This window comes from Eubacterium sp. AM46-8 (genome assembly GCF_003466705.1).
GTDB lineage: Bacteria > Bacillota > Clostridia > Lachnospirales > Lachnospiraceae > Lachnospira.
In genome coordinates this window covers 81,375-102,099 of the sequence record NZ_QSEU01000002.1, presented here as the reverse complement: position 1 = coordinate 102,099, position 20,725 = coordinate 81,375, and the positions used below count along the sequence as shown (strand labels likewise).

Here is a 20,725-nt window from a genome sequence, read left to right as displayed (position 1 = left end):
TACCTATCCTGATTAATAAACCCTGATTACACCGGCAATCTCTTTTACCACTGAAAGTCCGTTAAATACTGTCATTGCATCATTAAAATTCTTCTCTGCAACAACATCTGTAATAATAACCAGTTCAGCAACACCGTCCTTACGGCTCTTCTGGACCACCTGCGCAATACTTACATCATTGTTTCCAAGAACACTTGCAATGTTAGCAAGAACCCCCTGCTTGTCTAATGCTTCTATTCTTAAGAAAAATTTGCTCTTGGTTTCAGATATATCCTTAACAGGAAGCTCTTTATAGCATGAGCAGCCAATCTTGCCGCATGAGCCATGAACTATGTTACGGCATACATCTATAATATCACCCATAACAGCAGAAGCTGTTGGCATCTGACCTGCACCCCTGCCCATAAACATGGTATCATCACTTGCCTCACCATGAACAAATACCGCATTAAACGAATCTCTTACTGTAGCCAGAGGGTGATTCTCATCAATAAGCATAGGATGAACCTTAACTTCAATTCCTTCCGGTGTATTTCTGGCAAGACCAAGAAGCTTGATAACATAGCCGAATTCCTTAGCATACTTAATATCTTCTGCTGTAATCTTAGTAATACCCTCTGTATATACCTGATTAAATGTTACTCTTGAATTAAATGCGATTGATGACATAATAGCCATCTTTCTTCCTGCATCATATCCTTCAACATCTGCTGTAGGGTCTGCCTCTGCATATCCTAATTCTGTGGCCTTTGCAAGAGCGTCCTTATAATTCATTCCTGATTCAGTCATCTTGGTAAGTATATAATTAGTTGTTCCGTTAACAATACCAATAATCTCTGTAATATTGTTGCCAGCCATGCTCTGCTTTAATGGTCTGATTATTGGAATTGCTCCTGCAACAGCCGCCTCAAACTGAAGGTCAGCATGCATTTTGTCTGCCATTCCCATAACCTCTTCACCATACTCGGCAAGAAGATCCTTATTGGCAGTAACAACCTGCTTTCCAGCCTCAAGCGCCTCAAGAATATACTGCTTTGCAGGAGTAGTTCCACCCATAAGCTCTATTACAATCTCAATATCCTTATCTTCAATAATATCCTTCCAGTTGTCAGTCAGTAATTCTCTGTCAATTGGATCACGGTCTTTATCAAGATTTCTTACAAGAACCTTCTTAACTACAAGTTCTGCACCCGTCTTACTAATCACATCATCTTTCATACTCTGACATAACTTGTATACACCTGTTCCTACTGTTCCTGCTCCTAATATAGCCGCATAAATCTTTCTGCTCATTACTTTGTACGCCCTCATTCCTGTTTATTATGTTAAGTTTATTATATTAATCTGTGATATATTTATTTCATATCTACAGCATCAACCTGATTCTTAAAGTTCTTTATCGCCTTTCCAGCCTTCTTTGTTACAGATACAATTCTCATAAGAGATATAAAGTCCCATAATCCTTCTATCATCAGAGCAATTCCAATAAATACTATAAGTGCTGATGATGTTGAAAATGGATTCAATAATGCAATTATACCAATAACCACCATTACAACTGCACCTATGAGCTCAATCCACCATTTGTCCGACTCTAGATGATAGAAATCCACAGCATACTGGAGTTTAAGGATTCCATCAACAATAATAATAATTGCAAGTGCTGTTCCTAAGAATACTGCTATAAAGCCTGGTTTAATCACGAAAAACATACCAAATGCAAGAAGAGTAACTCCCTGTACAAGACCATATGATCCAAGAATCTCACTGCCTGCAATCCTGAAATAATTGATAAGTCTTAATACACCCCAGACACATAAGGCAACTCCAATTCCTTTACATATGATTTCCTGGGATGCTGTTGGAAATATTACCAGCAGTAAGCCAAGAACAAACAATGCAATTGAAACAATAATAATCTCAAATTTAATTGTCTTTAACTTCTTATAAATACTGTTCATATGCTCCATCTCCTTTTCACTCATTTCAAAGAACCTTAGTCCTTTTATTCTTTTGATTATACACAAAAAAGAACATCACTTCAAGACATGCATTTTCTGCACTTTAATCTATCCGTGATGTTCTTTATTATTATTTAATATTAAGTTAACAAATACAGATTACTCTGCTCTTGACATAGCCTGCTCGTAATCTCTTGTTCCAACCCAGATTTCTTTAGTATATGGGCACTTCTTCTGCTCAATAGAGCGCTTGATAATAACCGAAATACATACCACATTAGCTATTATTGCAAGCATTGCAACAACTCCCTGTGCTGTCGGGTTAGCTGTTATACCAAAGTTGGCAATTGCATCTCCTGCACTTGCACCTGTAGCATGACATGTAATTGCTGCATTATAAAGATCAAGTGCCTTAACACCAGCCTTAGTTGCTCCACCATATAATGATGGCAATACACTAAATGTATTGCTTAACTGGAATAATGGTAATACCTGTGCAAACATACACCATGTTGCAAGTGTCATGGCTCTGTTCTGAATCCATCCGCCCTTGTTCCATAATGCATTCGCAAATGTAGGAGCAAGAAGAAGAGCTACACCACAGTACCATGTATGTGTTGGAAGATTACAGTATGTATACTCAAAATTCCAGATATCATAAGCAACGATAAACCATATTGTCATATCAGGCCAGAGCATATCATCCTTCTTCTTAGATGAGTAAATTCCCCACCAGCCTGTCATACAGAAGATATTAATAAGTCCTGCAATACCATTAACAATATTCCACCAGCCGCCATAAAGGAATACACCTTCATTAGATGCCCACCACGCACCAGAAAAATCTCCAGTAATCTGATAAGCTCTTATAGCTGATTCAAAATCAGATGCTACCGCAATAAGAATATTAATAGCAACAATTACGAATGGCCAAGGTTTAAACCATTCTTTCTTTCCAATTCCCCACTTATACTTAATCATGAGGAAACCGACAACTCCGATATCTGCTGCATAAAGCTTAGCATAATGGAACCATCCGTTCATATACTCATATGTCTGATTGCTGTGCCCACCAAACAGACCTGCCTGAATCGCTATGAAATAGATTGTGAGTATAGCCGGAATGATAACGAATAATACGATACCACCAATCTTAGTACGACGACCTATCTCATTAAGAATTACTAATCCCGCAAACACAAGCACCCAACCCAGTAACTGAGTCATGGCTGTGCTGCCATAAAGTTGGAATAACATTGTTCACGCCTCCAATCGCTTGATTGATTTATTTTATAAGTATTTTACACTTTTTTAATTGTTATTTCAATATTTTTGTTAAAAAATTATCGTATTTTGTCACAGATAATACACAAATGTATATTATTTCCTTTCAGGAATAATATATATCCAGATAAGTGAACTCACCAGTAAAAGCATAGGATAAAACAGCTTTGGCAGTATCTGAAATGCCGTAACATTATATCCAAGTTCTGAAACTGCTGATATTGCAACCAGCATCTGAGCACCATATGGTATTATCCCCTGAAATACACATGAAAATGTATCAAGAAGAGAAGCTGCTTTTCTAGGTGTTATATCATAATCTTCTGACATCTCTTTAGCTATTGGATTAGCCATTACAATAGCTACGGTATTATTAGCTGTAGCAATATCCATTGCACCAACTAAAAGTCCCATTCCAAGCTGTCCACCTTTTTTCCCTTTAAATAATCTTCTTATTCCATTAAGCAGGGCGTTAAATCCACCATACTCTTTAATGAGTGAGCACATTACAGATACAAGCACTGCCACCATACATGTTTCAAACATTCCTGACGCACCACTTCCCATATTAAGAAGCAGAGTCTCCAATGTAACCTCTCCCATAACAAGCATAATAACTATTCCGGAAATAATACCTGTTATAAGTACAACAAAAACATTTACGCCAATAATTCCACCCGCAAGTACAAGCACATATGGAATAATCTGAAAAAGATTATATGAATGTGCAATCTCACCATGAATATCTGTATTAAAAGAAAGCACAAGAATTATAACAATGGTCACAATTGCTGCCGGAAGTGCTATCCAGAAATTCTCCTTGAACTTGTCCTTCATGGCACAGCCCTGACCATTACATGCCGCAATTGTAGTATCTGATATAAATGAAAGATTATCACCGAACATCGCTCCACCCATAACAGATGCAACGCAGAGTGCCATACTAAAGCCTGACGCTTCTGACACTGCAACCGCAATCGGTGTAATAAGAGTTATTGTTCCAACTGATGTTCCCATAGCCGTAGAAACAAAGCATGCAACGATAAAAAGTACCGCTACTGCAAACTTTGCAGGAATAATGCTTAACATAAAATAAGCTACACTCTCTGCACTGCTTCTTCCTACAACTCCGACAAATATTCCGGCTGTAATGAATATCAGAAGCATTGTAACAATGTTCCTGTCAGCCAGCCCCTTTGCCATTACATCAAGCTTCTCATCAAATTTAAGCTGAGAATTCTGCATACATGCAACAAGTATTGCTGCCATAAATGCAACAATAATCGGAACATTATAAAATCCCATTGGAATCTTCATAACATATTCAAATATAATTCCGGTTCCAAGATACAACACAAGGAAAACAAGTATAGGTACCAGCGCAACCGGATTAGAATTTCTATCCTTTTTCATAAATATCAATTAATCCTCGCCCATCTTAGCAAGCTTGGCAGCCTGATCGGCAGCTATGCATGCATCAATAATATCCTGAATATCTCCATCCATAATCTTATCAAGCTTATATAATGTAAGACCAATTCTGTGATCAGTTACTCTTCCCTGTGGGAAATTATATGTTCTTATCTTCTCAGCTCTGTCACCTGTACCAATCTGGCTTCTTCTTGCATCTGCTTCAGCATCATGTGCCTTCTGTGTCTCGATATCGTATAACTTGGCTCTTAAGAGTGCAAATGCTTTCTCTTTATTCTGAATCTGAGACTTCTCTGTCTGTGAATAGATAACAATTCCTGTTGGATAATGTGTAAGACGTACAGCTGAATCTGTTGTATTGACACACTGACCACCATTACCAGAAGCTCTCATAACATCGATACGGATATCCTTCTCATCGATATGGATATCAACTTCTTCTGCCTCTGGCATAACAGCTACAGAAGCTGTAGAAGTCTGGATTCGTCCATTAGATTCAGTTACTGGGATTCTCTGTACTCTGTGAACACCTGACTCATATTTCATAATAGAGTAAGCACCCTGTCCCTTAACCATGAATTCAACTTCCTTCATACCACCGATACCAGTCTCATCACCGCTTAATACTTCAACCTTCCAGCCCCTTGCCTGTGCATAATGTACATACATTCTGAAAAGCTCAGCTGCAAAAAGTGCTGCCTCTTCTCCACCAGCGCCTGCTCTTATCTCGACAACGATATCCTTGTCATCATTAGGATCTTTAGGTAAAAGAAGAATCTTTAATTCATGTTCTAATTCTTCAACTCTTGCCTTAGACTCATTAAGTTCCTCTTTAGCCATCTCTTTGAGTTCTTCATCTGTCTCTTCATCAAGAATAGCAAGACTGTCCTCAATATTCTTCTTACAGTTCTTATACTCAGTATAAGTCTCTATAAGTGGTGCAAGACTGCTCTGCTCCTTCATAAGCTTTCTGAACTTTTCCTGGTCATTAACTACATCCGGATTACCAAGTTCAGCAGTTATATCTTCATATCTGTTGACTGTATCTTCAAGTCTATCAAACATATTATGTCACTTTCCCTTTCTATAATTAATAAAACTTATATTAATTGTTACTTTTTCCCCATAACAACACGGTCAAGACCCGCTAAATCCTTAACCACCACTATATCTTTAAAGCCTGCCTGTTTCATAATATCTGAAACATCTGCTGCCTGCTCAGCCCCTATTTCATAGCACAGATAACCATTCATCTTAAGATAATCCCCTGATTTATCAGTAATTCTTCTGTAAAACATGAGACCATCCTCTGTTCCATCAAGTGCAAGCATTGGATCATGCAGACGGACCTCATCCTGAAGTCCCTCAATTACCTTAGTTGGTATATATGGCGGATTAGACACTATTATATCATATCTCCTGTCCGCTCCTAATGCAGCAAATAAATCACTCTGTATGAAATCAATATTGTCCGCATCAAGATTACATTTATTCTTCCATGCTACAGCTAATGCCTTATCAGATATATCAACACCTGTCACATTGCTATCAGGAAATTTCTTTGCAAGTGTTATACCTATACATCCTGAACCTGTACACATATCAAGTATATCATATCCATCCTTTGCGACTTTAATAACCTCGCTGACAAGAATTTCTGTATCCTGCCTTGGTATAAGTACATTTTCATTAACCACGAACTCATATCCATAAAAATATGCTTTCCCGAGGATATGCTGCAATGGTTTATGAGATGCTCTCTTTTCTATATATTCCTTAAATAAACTGAAATCTTTCTCTGACAGTTCGTTATCTCCATTAATAAAATAAAATGTTCTTGTCATTCCATTAATAGACGACAACAATTCAAAGCTGTCATACTCTGCATTATCAACATTATTGTCTCTAAGCTTTTCAGCACCCCAGTTTACTGCTTGTCTGATTGTCATCATAGCTACTTGTCTTCCAGCCTTTTCTGTTTAAACATAGGAACATCTTCAGAATATGACTCCTCAGGCTCCTCTTTCTCAGTCTCGAATTCAAAACCAGCTACAACCTCTTCTTCTGAAAGCTCCTCGGCAGCATCTTTATCTGTATCAGACTGTGAGTTATCTATATATGCCGGAGTATCCATGAATTCAAATCCTTCTATAGCTGATGGATCATCATGGTCGTCTTTACCATATCCAAGTTCTTTTCCGGTCTGGATGTATTTCTGTTCAGGCGTTAATTCTGTCTCTGCACTATTTTCAGCTTTCTGCTCTTCAAAATCTATAGTTCTTGTCTCTTCATTTCCATGAATAAGACTTCCTGAAATTGCAAGCTCTGCCTCAGATGCAACAAGTGCCTCAACAGGATTCTCCTCCTCTGCATAATATTCAGCAAGGAACTGCTCCAGTCAAATACTTCTTCAACAGCTTTAATAGCAACTTCTATCATATCCATGTCAGGTTCCCTTGTTGTTAACTTCTGGAACCACATTCCCGGTTTGCTTAAAACTCTTACAAATGCATTGTCATTCTTTCCTGCCCATCTTATAACTTCATAAGAAACACCTGCAATAACAGGAACAAGAAGAATTCTTACTAATATCTGCAATGCAACATTATCAACTCTTATAAATATAAAAAACACAATACTTATAAACATTACAAAGAATAAGAAGCTTGTTCCACATCTTTTATGATATCTTGAACTGTTCTTTACATTCTCTGGTGTAAGTCTGGCACCATTCTCAATACAGTTGATACATTTGTGCTCAGCACCATGATACATGAAAGTTCTCTTAATATCTTTCATCATGGAGATAATCGATACATATATAACAAATATTAATAATCTCACAATACCTTCTATAAAATTAAGAAGAGCCTTAGAAATTATGTATTTCGATATTAATCTTGTTGAAAGATAAGGAAGAACCATAAATAATCCGATTGCAAAGAATATTGACAGAATAACCGTTACTGCCATTAATACTGATTCAAATTTGTCTTTAAGAATATTCTTTCCAACCTCATCAATCTTAGTCTTTTCCTGTTCTGCAGGATCATCATAAAAAGACGCTGAATAATTAATTGTTGATATCCCAGTGACCAGTGAATCAACAAAATTAACAATTCCTCTGATTATCGGAAGATTGAGCCATGGATGCTTCTCTGTTATGAGTCTGCTTTCTCTTACGACAACTTCTATTTCATTATCGGGTTTTCTGACCGCAATAGAATACTTATCCTTATTACGCATCATAATTCCCTCAATTACAGCCTGTCCCCCAATTCCTGATGGCTTCATATCACTAACCATACCTTTCTAAAATGTTATGTATACATTCAAAAAGTTGAGGTCCCGAAAAACCTCAACCTTAATTTCAAAATTAATTGTTTGATACTCCGTACTTCTTGTTGAACTTATCAATACGTCCGCGAGTAGATGATGCCTTCTGCTGTCCTGTGTAGAACGGATGGCACTTTGAACAGATTTCTACGTGGATTTCTTCGTTTGTTGAACCTGTTACGAACTCGTTACCGCAGTTGCAAACAACCTTTGCCTGATAATAAGCTGGATGGATTCCTTCTCTCATGATTTCACCTCTTTACAAATTATTAAGTATTACAATTGTGAATTCCGCCTTAGATTCCCTTTCTGTCCCGATGGGATCTATGCACATTAGACACAATGACCTCTTTATCTGTCATAAACAGCTTTCATATTGTATCACGATGCGACATGTTATGCAAGCATTTTTTAAAAAAGTTCTAAAAAGAAACTATACTTTAGATATAATGGTTCTTATTCACTGTTCTTACCAGCTCTTCGTTATTCTTTGTCTTGACAAACAAATCAAGAATTCTCTCTGCCGCCTCATCTGTCTTTAATCCATTAAGAGCTTTTCTCATTATATCAACAGCTTCCTGCTCTTCATTATTAAGAAGAAGATCTTCTCTTCTTGTACTTGACTTTGCTATATCAATTGCAGGGAACACTCTCTTTTCTGATAGCTTTCTGTCAAGAACAAGTTCCATATTACCTGTTCCCTTAAATTCCTCGAATACAACGTCATCCATCTTGCTTCCTGTCTCAACAAGAGCAGTTGCAAGGATTGTAAGACTTCCACCCTCACGCATATTTCTTGCTGCACCAAAGAATCTCTTAGGCATATGAAGTGCTGCAGGGTCAAGACCACCTGAAAGTGTACGTCCACTTGCCTGAACTGTAAGGTTATATGCCCTTGCAAGTCTTGTGATACTGTCAAGAAGGATTATTACATCTGTCTTCTGTTCAACAAGTCTCTTGGCTCTTTCAATAACCATCTCAGATACTCTCTTATGTCTTTCTGGAAGCTCGTCAAATGTTGAATATATAACTTCAACATTATCACCCACGATTGATTCCTTGATATCAGTTACTTCCTCAGGTCTTTCATCAATAAGAAGAATAATCAAATGCATCTCAGGGTTATTCTTAGTTACAGCATTGGCAATCTGCTTAAGAAGCGTTGTCTTACCTGACTTGGGCTGTGAAACAATCATACCTCGCTGTCCCTTACCTATAGGCGATATAAGATCAACCATTCTCATTGCCACTGTACTTGAATTTTTTTCAAGATGAATTCTTTCATTAGGAAAAATTGGTGTAAGACTTTCAAATGCAGGTCTTCTCTGTGCAACTGACGGATCTTTTCCATTGACCGTCTCAAGATACATAAGAGCTGAAAACTTCTCTCCTGATGCCTTCATTCTCTTTGGTCCCTGTATAATGTCTCCTGTCTTTAGATTAAACTTTCTTATCTGTGATGGTGAAACATATACATCGTTCTCTCCCGGAAGAAAGTTCTCACATCTTATAAATCCATAACCATCCGATAAAACCTCAAGTATTCCATCTGCCAATGGAGCATCATGCTCTTGTCTTGGCTGTGCATGATAATTATCTTTCTTATCTTCTTTAACATACTGTTCACTCTTATGGTGTGATTCATCCGATATTCCTGCCTCATCGTGTTCTGCTCTAGCATCTTCAGAAACAACAGCTTCAACTTCCGCCGGCTCTCTCTTTTCTTCTCCTTCTGCTGCAGCAATAATTGCATCTATGAGTTCGCTCTTTCTCATTGTTGATATATTTTTTATATTCTTGTCCTTCGCAAATTCGCGTAATACACTGACTGACAATGTTTCTAACTTTGCCTTCATATAATCCACCTCTGTTATTAGTCATAGTTTAATTTAATGGGAAATGATGCAGAAATCGCATCAAAGATAAATTAATTATACAACGTATTATTCTAAAAGAAAAGACTAAAAATGCTTTTTTTAGTCATAGCAATATGTTATTATATATGTTGCTGTGAAAAGCACTATAATTGAAAGGAAGATTAGATATTATGACTAATGCAGAGAAAGCCTTACGACTCCATGAAGAATGGAATGGTAAATTTGAAACAACTCCTAAAATGAAGATTCAGACAAGAGAAGATCTTGCCCTTGCTTATACTCCTGGTGTAGCAGAGCCATGCAAGGTTATTGCAAAAGATAAAGAGGCTGCTTACAAATACACAATTAAAGCAAATACTATCGCTGTTGTATCTGACGGAAGTGCTGTACTTGGACTTGGTAATATCGGTGCTCATGCCGCTATGCCTGTTATGGAAGGAAAAGCTGTTCTATTCAAGGAATTTGGTAATGTTAATGCTGTACCTGTATGCCTTGATACACAGGACACAGAAGAAATCATCAAAACAGTAGTTAATATTGCACCTGCATTTGGCGGTATCAATCTTGAAGATATATCAGCTCCAAGATGTTTTGAAATCGAGACAAGACTTAAGGAACTTCTTGACATACCTGTATTCCATGATGACCAGCATGGTACTGCTATCGTTGTGTTAGCAGGTATCATTAACGGACTTAAGGTAACAGGCAAGACTAAAGAAGACTGTCAGGTAGTAGTTAACGGTGCCGGTTCTGCCGGAGTTGCTATTACAAAGCTTCTTCTTACATATGGTTTTAAGCATGTTACAATGTGTGATAAGTCTGGTATCCTTTCTAAGGCTTCAGAAGGTCTTAACTGGATGCAGCAGTCAATGATGGAAGTAACTAACCTTGAGAACAAGACTGGTTCTTTAGCTGATGCACTCCGTGGTGCAGATATATTTGTCGGAGTTTCTGCTCCTAACATCGTTACAGCCGATATGGTTAAGACTATGAATAAAGATGCAATTATATTTGCAATGGCTAACCCTGTTCCAGAGATTATGCCTGATGTTGCCAAGGCAGCAGGTGCAAGAGTTGTTGGTACAGGACGTTCTGATTTCCCTAACCAGGTAAATAATGTTATTGCATTCCCTGGTATCTTCAAGGGTGCTCTTGAAGGCCGTGCAAGACAGATAACTGAAGATATGAAGCTTGCTGCTGCACTTGCAATTGCTAACCTTGTTCCAGATGACGAAGTAAGTGATGTTAATATCCTTCCTGAAGCATTTGACCCAAGAGTTGCTGATGTTGTCAGCAAGGCTGTAATCGATCATATTGAGAAGTAATTATGCTTCCGTATTATTATTCTGTAAGTGAATATCTGAAAGACACTTATGGTAAAAAATTATACAAATTAAGTCTTTCCGGAAACATGACCTGTCCTAACAGAGATGGATTTCTTGATACAAGAGGCTGTATATTCTGCAGTGGTCATGGTTCCGGAGATTTTGCCGTTAAAGATATTGACAAAGCAAAGACTTTGGTATCTAATAAGTATTCTGGCAGTGAATATATTGCATATTTCCAATCATTTACTAACACATATGCTGATGCCCAATATCTGCGTGAACTTTTTATGCCTGTAATACTAAGAGATGATATCCGTATACTGTCTATAGCAACAAGACCAGATTGTCTCGGCGATGACATCCTAGAGCTTCTTGATGAGCTTAACCACATCAAACCTGTATGGATTGAATTAGGATTGCAGACTATTAATGATTCGTCTTCTGATTATATACGCAGAGGATATCCTTTATCCACATATGATGAAGCGGTAAAAAATCTTCTTTCCATAGGAATTGCTCCGATTGTCCATATGATAATTGGTCTTCCTCACGAAACCATAAGTGATTATATTGCTACTGCCCGCTATATAGCAGACAGCGGTGCATCGGGAATCAAGATTTCTTTATTGCACATTTTAAAAGATACTGACCTTTACGATGATTATTGCAAAGGATTATTCAAAGCTCTTACTATGGATGAATACCTTGCCGCAATAGGAGCTATACTCCCTGTATTACCCAAGAATATGGTAATACACAGACTTACCGGTGACGGGCCTAAGAATATTCTTGCAGCACCATTATGGACTGCTGACAAAAAGAGAGTTCTTAATACTCTCACACATTACCTCAAAGAAAATAAGATTTATCAAGGAAAAGATTATGAACACTGACTCAACCACTTTGTACAAATTAATGATTTTATATATGCTGAGTAAAGTGAATTTCCCGTTATCCAACACACAGCTCTCATCTTTCATGTTGGATAAACAATACACGGATTATTTCACTTTCCAGGAAACCATCAACTCTCTGGTTGAGGACGGCTTTATAAGAGGCTACACGCACCAGAGCAGCACTCACTATACTCTTACCAAAGAAGGTGAGGATACCATCGCATTTTTCTATACCAAGATATCAACTGCGATACGCGATGATATAGAAACTTATCTGTTCGATAACAAATACGAATTAAAGAATGAGGCTGGAACTGTAACTGACTGCTACAAGTTATCTAACGGCAATTACATTGCACACTGTCAGTTAAAAGAAGGGGATACAACTCTTATCGAACTCAATCTTAATGTTCCAGTTGAGGAACAGGCTGAGATAATATGTGCAAGATGGCGTGAGAACAGTCAGGAAGTATATGATTATATTGTTCGTAAACTTATGTAAAAAGCGTTTCGACAGGCAAATGAGATTTTCTCAAGTTTACCTGTCGAAACGCTTTTTTATTTATTATCTATAGTTTCTTCCAGCAATTCTTCTGTAACTTCTTCCTGTGGCAGTACATATGAATCTATAAGCTGCCATAATTCTTTAAGTCCCTGCTTGGTCTGTGATGAAAAAGGAATAAGAATATCATCCTGTCTTAATCCAAGTCCTGTTCTTACAGCTTTAACCTGTTTGCTTATCTGGCTTCTCTTAATCTTATCCAGCTTTGTTGCAACAATTACAGGTCTGTAACCATTATTTACAATCCAGTCATACATCATTCTGTCATTGTCAGATGGGTCATGACGGATATCAATCAGCAAGAACACCTGCTTTAACTGGCTACTCTTTCTTAAATATTTCTCAATCATCTTACCCCATTTGGCTTTGACAGCCGGACTTACATTGGCATATCCATAACCTGGAAGGTCAACCAGATACATGCTGTCATTAATATTATAGAAATTAATAGTCTGTGTCTTACCTGGCTGTGATGATGTTCTTGCATATGATTTCCTGTTCATCAATGCATTAATGAGCGATGATTTACCAACATTTGACTTGCCTGCAAATGCAACCTCCGGAAATGGAGTTTCAGGCAGTGTACTTGTCACTCCGACTACTATATCCAGATTAACCTTTTTAATAACCATAATCCATATCTCCTTTCATTTAATGCATTAGTGCCTGTGCAAATACTTCTTTAACATTATTCACATATATTATGTTCATTCCATCAGTTATCTCAGCATCAAGTTCCTCTACATCTGCCTGATTATCTTCTGGTACGAAAACATTTGTTATGCCTGCTGTCTTACTTGCAAGAAGCTTTTCTTTAAGTCCTCCTATCGGAAGAACCCTGCCTCTTAGTGTAAGCTCTCCTGTCATGGCAACATCTGCCCTTACCGGAATTCCTGTAACTGCAGATAACATTGCTGTAGCCATTGTAACACCAGCAGAAGGTCCGTCTTTAGGAGTCGCTCCCTCAGGTATATGAAGATGGAATGCATGCTTCTGGAAATATTCTGTATCCACCTTGTATCTGCCTTTCTCTGTAACAGACTTGATGTAAGAAACCGCTATACTTGCTGATTCCTTCATTACATCACCCATATTACCTGTAAGCTTGAACTCGCCTTTGCCCGGCATCGTTATAACCTCTATCTCAAGAGTATCTCCACCCGCCTGCGTCCATGCAAGGCCTCTTACAATACCAACTTCACCCTTTGGGTTCTTCTTATCCGGTCTGTACTTAACTTTTCCAAGATAATCTGTAATATTCTTATCAGATATGTTAACTGTTTTCTTTACAGACTTGTCTCTTGTTCCATCAGGCGTGAATACACCTGCCTTATACAACTCGCTGACCGCCTTTCTTACAACTTTGGCAATCTGTCTTTCGAGCCACGCACCCCCGCTTCTCGTGTATAAGAATCTATAATTGTCCTTATAACTTTATCTGTGAATTTAACATCTGATACAAGCAGACCGTTCTGTTTAATCTGCTTCTTAATAAGGTGCTCCTTAGCAATATGAAACTTTTCATTTGCCGTATACGAGCCAACCTCTATTATCTCCATTCTATCAAGAAGAGGACGGCTTACTCTTGATAAGTCATTAGCAGTCGCTATAAAAAGCACATTTGACAAATCAACTGGCATCTCTATATAGTGGTCAACAAAATTAACATTCTGCTCGCTGTCTAACACCTCAAGAAGCGCTGCTGAAGTATCTCCCTTATAATCGCTGCTCATCTTGTCTATCTCATCAAGAAGCATAAGTGGATTGTTAACCTTTGCGCCCTTAAGTCCCTCAATAATTCTTCCTGGCATAGCACCGATATATGTCTTTCTGTGTCCTCTTATCTCAGCTTCATCTTTAACACCACCAAGACAGATTCTCACATATTCTTTTCCTAGTGCTTTCGCAACTGACTTTGCAATAGAAGTCTTACCTGTTCCCGGAGGTCCTGCAAGACATATTATAGGTGCTTTGCCACTGCTTGTTATATTTCTAACCGCAAGTGATTCAAGAATTCTTTCTTTAATATCCTTCATTCCATAATGATCTGAATCAAGCACCTTTGCTGCATTGTCTATATCCTTATTATCCTGTGTTCCCACATTCCATGGAAGTTCAATGCATGTCTCTATGTAAGTTCTCTCCACATTTGCTTCCGCATTATTGCCAGCTAAAGATTTAAGTCTCTTTATTTCTTTATTAAGCTTATCTTTTACATATTCAGGTGCATCTAGCTTTTCAACCGCAGCCTCATATTCTTCTGCCTCCGATGCAGTTCCTCCATCAAGTTCTTCATTAATTGCCGCAAGTTCTTCTCTTAATATGTAATCTTTCTGGTTCTTATCAACTCTTTCTCTTACTGCATTGCCAAGTTCTTCTTTAATCCTGTATGCATTAATTTCATTAATAAGCAATGTTGCTGCAAATGTATACATCTGCTCATAGTCTTCAACTTCAAGAAACTGCTGTCTCTTATCATAATCCATCAGGAATTCCTGTGCAAACTCCATCATCAGCTTTTCTGCATCATTATATGACATCCATCTCTTAAGTGTATCCTTGGCAAACTTAGGATTAACATGTGAATACTGCGATAAAAGTTCACGCATGCCAACTACTATTGCTCTTGAAACAACCTTTTCTGGCTTCTCCAATCCATCAATTACGCTTATATCAGCAATCATCATGCCTGATACTTCCTCAAAGCTGTTTATAATTGCCTTTTCAAGTCCTTCAACCTGTACTCTTAAGATTTTACCTGGCATCTTGATTATCTGTTTTACTTTGGCAATTGTTCCTACTGTATATAAATCCTCTATTCCCGGCTCACTTACCTGTGAATCTCTCTGGGTAACAAGATATATAAGCTGATCTCCCGCCATGCTTGCCTGAACAGCTTTAACCGACTTCTTTCTGCTTACATCGAAATGCATTACCATTCCTGGAAAAACAGTTACATTTCTCAATGGAATAGTGGGATAATGTCTGTTATATTCGTTATTCATATATTCCTCTCTATCAATAATGGCGGACCGTCCATCACGAACAGTCCGCCTGAATCAATTCATTACTGTGCTTTTTTTACAGCATCCGTTCTGTATTCTAACAGAGGCTTTGCGCTGCCTTCTACAGCTTCCTTAGTTATTATACATTTGGCTATTGTCTCATCTGATGGAATCTCATACATTACTTCATTCATGACTGATTCTAAGATTGAACGTAAACCTCGTGCACCTGTCTTTCTTTCAAAACTCTTGTGAGCCACCGCCTCGATTGCTTCATCTGTGAATTCGAGTGCTACTTCATCAAGTCCGAAGAGTGCCTGATACTGCTTTACAATAGCATTCTTAGGTTCTTTAAGAATTCTCACAAGTGATGCCTCATCCAGTGAATCAAGTGAAACAACAACTGGAACTCGGCCTACAAACTCAGGAATAAGGCCGAATTTAATAAGGTCCTGTGGAAGTGCCTTATGGAACATCTCACCAACATTATCATTGCTCTTTTCCTTAAGCTCTGAATTAAATCCAATTGAACTCTTATCCATTCTCGATTCAATAATTTTCTCAAGCCCGTCAAATGCACCACCACATATAAAAAGAATATTAGTTGTATCAATAGGAATAAGTTCCTGCTGAGGATGCTTTCTTCCTCCCTGAGGCGGAACAGATGCTACTGTTCCTTCTAATATCTTAAGAAGTGCCTGCTGTACACCTTCTCCGGATACATCTCTTGTTATAGAGACATTCTCTGATTTCTTAGTAATCTTATCTATCTCATCAATATATATGATACCATATTGAGCTTTTTCTATGTCATAATCTGCAGCCTGAATAAGCTTTAAAAGGATATTCTCAACATCCTCACCAACATATCCTGCTTCTGTAAGAGTTGTTGCATCAGCAATTGCAAAAGGTACATTAAGAAGTCTTGCAAGATTCTGTGCAAGAAATGTCTTTCCTGAACCTGTTGGTCCAAGCATAAGAATATTACTCTTCTGTAACTCTACATCCAGATCAGCCTGTGACATAATTCTTTTATAATGATTATATACAGCAACTGCAAGAACTTTCTTTGCCTCGTCCTGTCCTATAACATAATCATCAAGGAATTCCTTAATCTGCTTTGGTTTAAGAAGGTTAATGTTCATTCCATCAACTGTATCTACACCATCTGATTCTGTTTCAAACTCTTCATCAAGGATATCGCTGCATATTTCTACACATTCATCACAAATGTAAACGCCATTATGTCCTGCGATAAGCTTCTTTACCTGATCCTGTGTCTTATTACAGAATGAGCATCTAAGCTTCTCGTCAATATTTCTGCCTGCCATACCATCCTCCAAATCACCAATATCCATGTCCTGTTATCATAACAGGTACCGCTTATTACACAAAAACAAGGGAGATACCTGCAAATGTATTATCTGCAGGCACCTTCCTTATCATAAGCAGTTATTATCTCTTCTCTACAACACTATCAATAAGTCCATAAGCAACAGCTTCCTGTGCTGACATGTAATTATCTCTTTCTGTGTCTCGTGAAATCTCTTCAACTGACTTACCAGTATTAGCAGCCAGTATCTGGTTTAACTTATTTCTTGTCTTAAGTATATTCTCAGCAACGATTCTGATTTCAGTTTCCTGACCTCTTGCACCGCCTGATGGCTGGTGAATCATAATCTCTGCATTAGGAAGAGCAAGTCTCTTTCCTTTAGCACCGCCTGAAAGAAGGAATGCACCCATACTTGCAGCCATACCAATACAGATTGTAGATACATCACATTTGATGTACTGCATTGTATCGTAGATAGCAAAACCTGCTGACACAGATCCTCCTGGGCTGTTAATGTAGAAATGTATATCCTTGCCTGGGTCTTCTGCTTCAAGGAATAACATCTGTGCTACTATAAGGTTAGCAGATACATCTGTTACTTCTTCTCCTAAGAATATAATTCTGTCTTTAAGCAGACGTGAATATATATCATATGATCTTTCGCCTCTGCTGTTCTGTTCAATGACATAAGGTACAAAACTCATTACACAACCTCCAATATACTAAATGTTCACATTAGAATCTGATTATTTCTCAACAACTGATCCTGTAATAACTTCTATAGCCTTCTGGATTGCAAGATCTTCCTTAATCTGCTTCTTCTCATAGTCTCCCATGAATTCCTTAATCTGATCAAGTTCCATCTTGTAAGCTTCAGCCATCTTCTTTAACTCCGCTTCGAAATCTTCTTCTGAAGTTTCAATGTTCTCAGCCTTAACAACAGCCTCAAGAACAAGTCTTGACTGGATTCTCTTAACAGCCTCTGGCTTCATCTCGTCCATAATCTTATCAGCTGTCATACCTGTGTACTGGAAGTACTGCTCAACTGATAATCCCTGCTGCTGTAATCTCTGAGCGAAATCCTCAACCATTCTGTTAACCTGTGTGTCAACCATAGCATCTGGAATATCCATCTTAGAGTCTTCGATAATCTTAGCAATTGCTTCGTCTTCCTGCTTAGCCTTAGCTTCTCTTGACTTTCTGTCAGCAATCTTATTCTTTAAATCATCCTTGTATTCAGCAAGTGTATCAAAATCAGATACATCCTGAGCAAACTCATCATTAAGTTCTGGAAGCTGTTTCTCCTTAATTTCCTTAACAGAAACCTTGAACATAGCTGGCTTACCCTTAAGTTCATCTACATGATACTCTTCTGGGAATGTAACATTGATTTCTTTCTCATCACCGATATTCATACCGATAATCTGCTCTTCAAATGTATCAATGAATGAATGAGATCCAATTGTAAGTGGGTAATCTGTTCCCTTTCCACCTTCGAATGCAACACCATCAACAAATCCTTCGAAATCGATAACTGTGTTATCACCATCCTTAACAGCTCTGTCTGCTACAGATACTGTTCTTGAATTCTGATCCTGAACTCTCTTTAATTCTTCTTCTACATCAGCATCTGTTGCTTCTGTATCAGCCTTAGTTACTTCAACACCCTTGTACTGTCCAAGCTCAACTTCTGGCTTAGTAGCTACAACTGCTTCGAAGATAAATGGCTTTCCAGCCTCTAACTGTGTTACATTAATCTTTGGCTGAGAAACAAGCTCAAGACCACACTCATCAGCAGCTTTAGCATATGCTTCTGGAATGATTGAGTTAGCAGCATCTTCGTAGAATACTTCTGCGCCATACATCTTCTCAATCATCTTTCTAGGTGCTTTACCTTTTCTGAAACCAGGAAGGCTGATCTTGCTCTTATTCTTATTATATGCAGTATTAAGACCTGCCTCAAACTCCTCAGCAGTAGACTCAATAACAAGTTTAACCATATTCTTTTCTTCTAAATTCTCAACTGTGAAACTCATTATAAATTAATCCTCCTATGATATATGTATTGTTACTATCGTACAACATACCCACGAATTATAACACAACTGTTTTTAGATTACCAGTACTATTTTAAAAAAATAAAAGATAGGGCCGTAATCCTTATATTTACTGAAAAATACGCGGACTACAGCCCCATTTATCACTTAAGATAATTCATATTCAGTTATAAACAGCAGTGATTACTTACCGCCCATCTGCTCTTCCTGTCTTCTGATCATCTCTTTTACCATGTTACCACCTACTGAACCAGCTTCTGCTGATGTAAGGTCTCCATTGTAACCATCCTTTAAGTTAACACCGATTTCTGAAGCAACCTCCATCTTAAATCTGTCAAGTGCGCTCTGTGCTTCCTTCTTAGTCTTATAATTAGAACTTGTTGATTTAGCCATAATAAGCCTCCTTATTAAACACATTTTAGGTTTAAGCCGAAAAGTTATGGCGCCATAACTTATCGTCTTGATATTATTATGTGTCTGATGATTCTAATTATTATGACATATTCTGGCTGTTAATTATTAGGAGACATCTTGGTTGTTTCTGTTTCTAAATCTTTAGCCGATTCAGGAATTATGTTCTTATATACGTATATCTCATCATATACAGGTGCCCATCTGTATGTTGCTCCTCCTGTACAGAAAACATATGCATTACCTTTATTAGTTACAGCGTAACTTACAAGACAACTTCCTGCTTCATTAGTGTATCCAGTCTTTCCTCCAGTAACAAGTACTCCTGGTGCTTCATTACCATATATTCTTGAATACATTGTACTTGTAAGCTGTATTCCTTCCGGATGCTGTGCTGTTGCTTTAGTCTTATACTGATATGTTCCAAGTACTTTGGCTCTGGTTTCATCTTTCATGGCATATTCCATAATCATTGCCATCTCTGATGGAGTTGTATACTGCTCCTCATCATATAAACCTGTCGGATTAGTAAAATGCGTATATTTAAGTCCTAGTTCTTGGCATTTTTCATTCATAAGCTTTGCAAATTCTTCATTAGAGCCAGCTACCATTATAGCCAGTGCCTCGGCTGCATCAGCTCCTGATGGAAGCACAAGTCCATACATAAGATCTTCAACATCCACTGTCTCACCTTCAAGGAATCCTGCAACAGATGCTTCTTCCATGTAAAGTCTGTTAAGCATCTCGAATCCAAATGTATAAGTCTGCGGCATCTTATCAATATTCTCTGATACAACTATAAGTGTCATAACCTTAGTCATTGATGCCGGATATATCTTAGAGTCTGCAAGTTTTCCAGCTATTATCTTATGGTTATTCACATCAAGCAATGCAGCATAAGGTGACGCTATATGTGTATCTGATGACAAATCCTTATAGTCTGCTGCCATCTGTGAATATATAAGAGGCGGCTCTGTTGGCTGCTGCGTCTGTGTTTCATTCTCAGCATATGTTTCTGCAATTATATCTGATGCAAATGCGGCTTTCTGCTTTGATGTTTTTCTTAAGCCTGATGTAACATTAATAATAACTACAGCAATAAGAATTGCAGCTACAGTCATTATAATTAATTTAATTCTTAAAGCTCTCTGCCTTTTCTTTCTCCTAAGCTGGGCTTTTCTTTTTCTGTCGCGGCGGATTTCCACCTCATTATAATTATCATATTCCATCGTTAGTCCTGCTCC

21 protein-coding genes are annotated in these 20,725 nt (G+C 37.9%); 3 read left to right on the top strand and 18 right to left on the bottom strand.

Features of this window, described 5'->3' with window-relative positions; genetic code table 11:
- Positions 1 to 12 precede the first annotated feature (12 nt).
- The 10 genes from DW963_RS01930 to rho form a co-directional block, all read right to left on the bottom strand.
- Entirely contained in the window at positions 13 to 1,293 is a 1,281-nt protein-coding gene (locus DW963_RS01930; RefSeq protein WP_243269238.1) for a homoserine dehydrogenase, read from the bottom strand.
- Between the two features lie 62 nt (positions 1,294 to 1,355).
- The gene (locus tag DW963_RS01925) at positions 1,356 to 1,961 is read right to left on the bottom strand and encodes an HdeD family acid-resistance protein (protein ID WP_158568605.1); all 606 of its coding nucleotides are present in this window, start codon (positions 1,959 to 1,961) and stop codon (positions 1,356 to 1,358) included.
- 159 nt (positions 1,962 to 2,120) lie between these two features.
- Entirely contained in the window at positions 2,121 to 3,218 is a 1,098-nt protein-coding gene (locus tag DW963_RS01920) for a DUF5692 family protein (RefSeq protein WP_117913632.1), read from the bottom strand.
- A 123-nt stretch (positions 3,219 to 3,341) separates the two neighbouring features.
- Entirely contained in the window at positions 3,342 to 4,658 is a 1,317-nt protein-coding gene (locus DW963_RS01915) for a Na+/H+ antiporter NhaC family protein (protein WP_117913707.1), read from the bottom strand.
- 9 nt (positions 4,659 to 4,667) lie between these two features.
- On the bottom strand, positions 4,668 to 5,741 hold the full coding sequence (gene prfA / locus DW963_RS01910; RefSeq protein WP_022097766.1) for a peptide chain release factor 1: 1,074 nt from the start codon (positions 5,739 to 5,741) through the stop codon (positions 4,668 to 4,670).
- Positions 5,742 to 5,788: 47 nt separating this feature from the next.
- A complete protein-coding gene (gene prmC, locus DW963_RS01905; protein WP_117913631.1) occupies positions 5,789 to 6,628 on the bottom strand; it encodes a peptide chain release factor N(5)-glutamine methyltransferase in 840 nt (279 codons plus the stop codon).
- 2 nt (positions 6,629 to 6,630) lie between these two features.
- Positions 6,631 to 6,810 carry a hypothetical protein gene (locus tag DW963_RS01900; protein WP_117913630.1) on the bottom strand — a complete coding sequence of 60 codons (180 nt, stop codon included), beginning with the start codon at positions 6,808 to 6,810 and terminating at the stop codon, positions 6,631 to 6,633.
- 137 nt (positions 6,811 to 6,947) lie between these two features.
- Positions 6,948 to 7,982 (bottom strand): DUF1385 domain-containing protein, encoded by a 1,035-nt coding sequence (locus DW963_RS01895; protein WP_286168910.1) that lies wholly within the window; start codon positions 7,980 to 7,982, stop codon positions 6,948 to 6,950.
- A gap of 70 nt (positions 7,983 to 8,052) precedes the next feature.
- The gene (gene rpmE / locus DW963_RS01890; RefSeq protein ID WP_117913628.1) at positions 8,053 to 8,259 is read right to left on the bottom strand and encodes a 50S ribosomal protein L31; all 207 of its coding nucleotides are present in this window, start codon (positions 8,257 to 8,259) and stop codon (positions 8,053 to 8,055) included.
- A gap of 193 nt (positions 8,260 to 8,452) precedes the next feature.
- Positions 8,453 to 9,868, bottom strand: a complete 1,416-nt coding sequence (gene rho, locus DW963_RS01885) for a transcription termination factor Rho (RefSeq protein WP_117913627.1) — start codon at positions 9,866 to 9,868, stop codon at positions 8,453 to 8,455.
- A 191-nt stretch (positions 9,869 to 10,059) separates the two neighbouring features.
- Between rho and DW963_RS01880 the strand changes: the two genes are divergently transcribed.
- The 3 genes from DW963_RS01880 to DW963_RS01870 are packed head-to-tail and all read left to right on the top strand — an operon-like array spanning position 10,060 to position 12,615.
- Positions 10,060 to 11,214: an NAD(P)-dependent malic enzyme gene (locus tag DW963_RS01880; RefSeq protein WP_117913626.1), complete on the top strand. Its 1,155-nt coding sequence runs from the start codon at positions 10,060 to 10,062 to the stop codon at positions 11,212 to 11,214.
- A gap of 2 nt (positions 11,215 to 11,216) precedes the next feature.
- A complete protein-coding gene (gene mnmL, locus DW963_RS01875; RefSeq protein WP_117913625.1) occupies positions 11,217 to 12,110 on the top strand; it encodes a tRNA modification radical SAM protein MnmL/YtqA in 894 nt (297 codons plus the stop codon).
- On the top strand, positions 12,100 to 12,615 hold the full coding sequence (locus tag DW963_RS01870; protein WP_117913624.1) for a DUF4364 family protein: 516 nt from the start codon (positions 12,100 to 12,102) through the stop codon (positions 12,613 to 12,615). The genes mnmL and DW963_RS01870 overlap by 11 nt, the downstream gene beginning before the upstream one ends.
- A gap of 56 nt (positions 12,616 to 12,671) precedes the next feature.
- Here the strand turns inward: DW963_RS01870 and yihA are convergent, their stop codons facing one another.
- The 8 genes from yihA to DW963_RS01835 all read right to left on the bottom strand — a co-directional run bounded on the left by yihA (position 12,672) and on the right by DW963_RS01835 (position 20,710).
- A complete protein-coding gene (yihA, locus tag DW963_RS01865) occupies positions 12,672 to 13,307 on the bottom strand; it encodes a ribosome biogenesis GTP-binding protein YihA/YsxC (RefSeq protein ID WP_117913623.1) in 636 nt (211 codons plus the stop codon).
- Between the two features lie 19 nt (positions 13,308 to 13,326).
- On the bottom strand, positions 13,327 to 14,013 hold the full coding sequence (locus tag DW963_RS13890; RefSeq protein ID WP_353652748.1) for a S16 family serine protease: 687 nt from the start codon (positions 14,011 to 14,013) through the stop codon (positions 13,327 to 13,329).
- A gap of 17 nt (positions 14,014 to 14,030) precedes the next feature.
- On the bottom strand, positions 14,031 to 15,680 hold the full coding sequence (locus DW963_RS01860; protein WP_353652747.1) for an LON peptidase substrate-binding domain-containing protein: 1,650 nt from the start codon (positions 15,678 to 15,680) through the stop codon (positions 14,031 to 14,033).
- Positions 15,681 to 15,742: 62 nt separating this feature from the next.
- Entirely contained in the window at positions 15,743 to 17,011 is a 1,269-nt protein-coding gene (gene clpX / locus DW963_RS01855; protein ID WP_117913622.1) for an ATP-dependent Clp protease ATP-binding subunit ClpX, read from the bottom strand.
- A gap of 124 nt (positions 17,012 to 17,135) precedes the next feature.
- Positions 17,136 to 17,717: an ATP-dependent Clp endopeptidase proteolytic subunit ClpP gene (clpP, locus tag DW963_RS01850; RefSeq protein WP_117913621.1), complete on the bottom strand. Its 582-nt coding sequence runs from the start codon at positions 17,715 to 17,717 to the stop codon at positions 17,136 to 17,138.
- A gap of 42 nt (positions 17,718 to 17,759) precedes the next feature.
- A complete protein-coding gene (tig, locus tag DW963_RS01845; protein ID WP_117913620.1) occupies positions 17,760 to 19,049 on the bottom strand; it encodes a trigger factor in 1,290 nt (429 codons plus the stop codon).
- Positions 19,050 to 19,253: 204 nt separating this feature from the next.
- The gene (locus tag DW963_RS01840; RefSeq protein WP_117913619.1) at positions 19,254 to 19,463 is read right to left on the bottom strand and encodes an alpha/beta-type small acid-soluble spore protein; all 210 of its coding nucleotides are present in this window, start codon (positions 19,461 to 19,463) and stop codon (positions 19,254 to 19,256) included.
- Positions 19,464 to 19,582: 119 nt separating this feature from the next.
- Complete coding sequence (locus tag DW963_RS01835) at positions 19,583 to 20,710, bottom strand: D-alanyl-D-alanine carboxypeptidase family protein (RefSeq protein ID WP_117913618.1); 1,128 nt, start codon at positions 20,708 to 20,710, stop codon at positions 19,583 to 19,585.
- Positions 20,711 to 20,725: the final 15 nt, after the last annotated feature.